This is a genomic window from Microbacterium testaceum (genome assembly GCF_003075375.1).
Lineage (GTDB): Bacteria > Actinomycetota > Actinomycetes > Actinomycetales > Microbacteriaceae > Microbacterium > Microbacterium testaceum_E.
This window is the reverse complement of the sequence record NZ_QDFT01000085.1, coordinates 1-3,871: the sequence shown is the minus strand read 5'-3', so window position 1 is coordinate 3,871 and position 3,871 is coordinate 1. Positions and strand designations below refer to the sequence as shown.

Below are 3,871 nucleotides of genomic sequence, written 5' to 3'. Positions count from 1 at the left end.
MCCCCGAGCCCCGCGACCAGCAGGGGCACCGGAAGCGTCGCGGTTCACGAGGCGGAAGGCCTGTCGGGCTCGACACCGACGACTACAAGAACCGCAACGTGATCGAACGCCGGTTCTGCCACGCCAAGCAATGGCGAGGCCTCGCGACCCGCTACGACAAACACGCGATCACCTACCGCGCCGCCGTCCTCATCCACGCCGCCATCGCCTGGACCAGAACGCTGTCAGACGCACCCTAGCCGGCTGTGGACGGGGCGTACCGTCAGCGCCCCTCCTCCATTGCATCGCCGACGCCGACGAGCACACGCCATACCCAGTCCGCAGCGGTCTCGACTCGCGGTCGGGGGTCGCGCGCGAGCCACGCCTCGATGACGCCGAGTGCTGAGCCGGCGATGCCGGCACTGACGACGTCGAGGGGGATCCCTTCGAATGCGTGCGTGCCCATTCGCCCGAGGCCCTCGCGGGCAACGGCCTCGATGCGATCACGCAACCTGAACGCCACCGCGGCCGAGCCGTGGCGTCCGAGCACGCGCTGATAGACCGCCACATGCTCGTCGATGTGTCGCAGGTAGGCGAGGAGCGCGCGTTGCGGGCCGTCCGGTGCGGTGATCGTTTCAGGCAGGAAGGTCCCTGCCTGCTCGACCGCCGTGTCGATGGCATCGGCGAGAAGGGTGTCCTTGTCGGCGTAATGCTGATAGAAGCTGCTCCGATTCACTCCTGCCCGCTGCACGATGTCGGCGACGGTGAGTTCCTCGAGCGGCCGCTCGCGAGCCAAGGCGAACAGCGACTCCTGCAGGGACCGTCGGGTGCGGACGACGCGGGCATCCATGCGTCGATTGTGCCAGCGGGATGGGGAGACGCCACGCAGAACCCAGCCGCTCCGATTTCCGACAAATATCGGCTATCCTCGGTGGTGGCTCGTAGGTGCGCCCTCGTCTCGTCTCCTCATGAAAGGCCTCTCGCGTGGCAGAACTCCTCTACCGTGTCGGACGATTCGCCGCGCGCCGACCGTGGGCCGTGGTCGCCGGTTGGATCGCCGCACTCGCCCTGGCTGTCGGAGCCTTCGTCTCCTTCGGCGGCACGCTGACGTCGAGCATGAGCATCCCGGGCACCGAGACCGAGCGCGTCACCGAGCGGCTCACCGAAGAACTGGGGGAACTCGGGGGCGGAACCGGCACCATCGTGTTCCGGACGGAGGACGGATCCGACTTCACCGAGGCCCAGCAGGGGGATATCTCCGCGATGTTGGCCGAGATCGACGGAATCGACGGCGTGGCCGATGTGGTCGACCCCTTCGTCGCGACGTCCGATCGCGCCGAACAGGAGCAGCAGCTCGAAGCCGGCGCGGCCCAGCTCGACGAAGCGCAGCGCCAGCTCGACGAGGGCTCCACTCAGATCGAGGCTGCGCGAACCCAGCTCGAGGCCGCTCAGGCGCAACTCGACGCGGCCATCGCTGAAGCGAAGTCCGCGGGGACGTACGCGCTCGCAGCGGCGCAGTTCGCCGCGCAGCAGGCCGAGCTCGATGCCGGTGCCGCTCAGCTCGAGGATCGCCGCGGCGAGCTGGACGCCGGTGCCGGCGAACTCGCCGAGCAGCGCGCTCAGCTCGATGACGCGCGGGTGCTCATGGATGCCGCCTCGGAGATCCGAACCGTGTCCGAGGACGGTGCCACTGCGATCGGCGTGGTGATGTTCGAGGACGACGTGTTCTCCGTCCCGTCCGAGGTCGTGGAAGCGGTCTCGGACGAACTCGACCAGGCCGAAATCGACGGGGTGCAGGTCGACTACTACTCGGCGACGATCGCCACCGCGGTCGAGGGACTCATCGGCATCGGCGAGATCGTCGGCGTCGCGCTCGCGCTGCTCACGCTCGTCATCATGTTCCGCGCGCTGCTGCCGGCGCTGCTGCCGATCGTCTCATCACTCGTCGGCGTCGGCGTCGGCGTCGCCGGGTCGCTGGCCTTCTCGGGCGTCGTGGACATGTCGTCGGCCACCCCCGTGCTCGGCATGATGCTCGGACTGGCCGTGGGCATCGACTACGCGCTGTTCATCATCAACCGCCATCGACGGCAAGTGCTCGCCGGTGTCGACGTGCACGAATCCATCGCCCTCGCGAACGGCACGTCGGGCAACGCCGTGGTCTTCGCAGGCTCGACGGTGCTCGTCGCACTGCTCGCCCTGAACGTGACCGGCATCCCCTTCGTCGGCGTCATGGGAACGGTCGCGGCCGGATGCGTGCTGGTCGCGGTACTCCTGTCGGTGACCCTGACGCCTGCGATGCTCGGGATCATCGGCCTCCGGATCGTCAATCGGCGGGCTCGCGGCCAGATCGGCCACGAATCGCACGCTCGCCCCGAGCTGAAGCCCATGAAGACCTCGCGTGCGTTCGCGCGCGCCGCACTCGCCGTCGGCGCGCTGCTCATCATCGCGATCCCGGCGCTCTCCATGCGGCTCGGCATGCCCGACGGGTCATCCGAGCCCGTCGACTCCAGCCAGTACCGGGCCTACACGTCCGCGGCCGAGGCATTCGGAGCCGGCCAGAACGGACCGCTGCTCGTCACCGCCGCGCTGCCGGCCCCGATCGATGAGGACGACGTCGTCGCGGTACAGGCCGACCTAGCCGGTCAGCTGCTCGAGCAGGGCGGCGTGGTCGCGGTCGCGCCGGTCGGAGTGTCCGAGGACCGCGACTTCCTCGCCTTCCAGGTCGTGCCGATCGGCGGACCGTCCACCGAATCGACCGAGCAGCTCGTGCACGACCTGCGCGAGCTCTCGCCGATCGGAGACATCGAGCTCGGGGTGGCAGGCCAGGCCAGCGGCAACATCGACATCTCCGAGAAACTCGCCGGCGTGCTGCCGGTGTACCTCGCGCTGGTCGTGGGGCTGTCGCTGCTCATCCTCGTGCTGGTGTTCCGCTCGATCCTCGTGCCGCTGATCGCGACAGCCGGGTTCGTGCTGTCGCTGTTCGCCGCACTCGGAGCCGTGGTGGCGATCTACCAGTGGGGATGGCTCGGGCCGGTGTTCGGCGTCCACACCCCCGGACCGGTGCTGAACTTCGCACCGATCATCCTCATCGGCGTGCTGTTCGGTCTCGCGATGGATTACCAGCTCTTCCTGGTGACCGGAATGCGAGAGGCGTTCGTGCACGGGGTGCCGGCCCGGACGGCGGTTGTCGCCGGGCTACGGAACGGGCGAGCGGTGGTCACCGCGGCGGCCATCATCATGGTGTCGGTGTTCGGCGGGTTCATCTTCTCGCACCTGGCGCTCGTGCGACCGCTCGGCTTCGGCCTCGCGATCGGCGTGCTGTTCGATGCGTTCGTGGTGCGGCTGTTGCTGATCCCCGCGCTCATGCACCTGCTCGGCGAGAAGGCGTGGTGGCTGCCGCGCTGGCTCGATCGGATCCTCCCGAACGTCGACGTCGAGGGCGCCGCGCTCGAGCGAAGCCATCCGATCCACGGGGCGGCGACGGAAGCCGGGGATGCGTCGTCGGACGACGTCCGGCACGCCGACGAACCCGTCCGCTGAGAGGGCGGCTCCGCCAGGCGGCGCCCGGCGCGCCGCCGAGTGAACCATGACAGGGCGACCGCCTCGTATCCCTTCGGTTGTGCGACGTCTCATCGGACTCAGGGCCAGCCGGCTAGGGTGCGTCTGACAGCGTTCTGGTCCAGGCGATGGCGGCGTGGATGAGGACGGCGGCGCGGTAGGTGATCGCGTGTTTGTCGTAGCGGGTCGCGAGGCCTCGCCATTGCTTGGCGTGGCAGAACCGGCGTTCGATCACGTTGCGGTTCTTGTAGTCGTCGGTGTCGAGCCCGACAGGCCTTCCGCCTCGTGAACCGCGACGCTTCCGGTGCCCCTGCTGGTCGCGGGGCTCGGGGAT

General features: G+C 68.9%; 4 protein-coding genes. 2 read left to right on the top strand and 2 right to left on the bottom strand.

Going from position 1 to position 3,871, the window contains the following annotated elements; translation table 11 throughout:
- Window positions 1-239 (top strand): transposase (locus DC432_RS15845; RefSeq protein WP_165801318.1); only part of this gene is annotated, 239 nt, incomplete at its 5' end.
- A 23-nt stretch (window positions 240-262) separates the two neighbouring features.
- Here the strand turns inward: DC432_RS15845 and DC432_RS15840 are convergent.
- Complete coding sequence (locus DC432_RS15840) at window positions 263-829, bottom strand: TetR/AcrR family transcriptional regulator (RefSeq protein WP_061681787.1); 567 nt, start codon at window positions 827-829, stop codon at window positions 263-265.
- 134 nt (window positions 830-963) lie between these two features.
- Here DC432_RS15840 and DC432_RS15835 point away from each other — a divergent pair, with 134 nt between their 5' ends.
- Window positions 964-3,519: an MMPL family transporter gene (locus DC432_RS15835; protein WP_061681791.1), complete on the top strand. Its 2,556-nt coding sequence runs from the start codon at window positions 964-966 to the stop codon at window positions 3,517-3,519.
- A gap of 112 nt (window positions 3,520-3,631) precedes the next feature.
- Here the strand turns inward: DC432_RS15835 and DC432_RS15830 are convergent.
- The coding region (locus tag DC432_RS15830) for a transposase (RefSeq protein ID WP_165801317.1) at window positions 3,632-3,871 on the bottom strand (240 nt) is incomplete at its 5' end.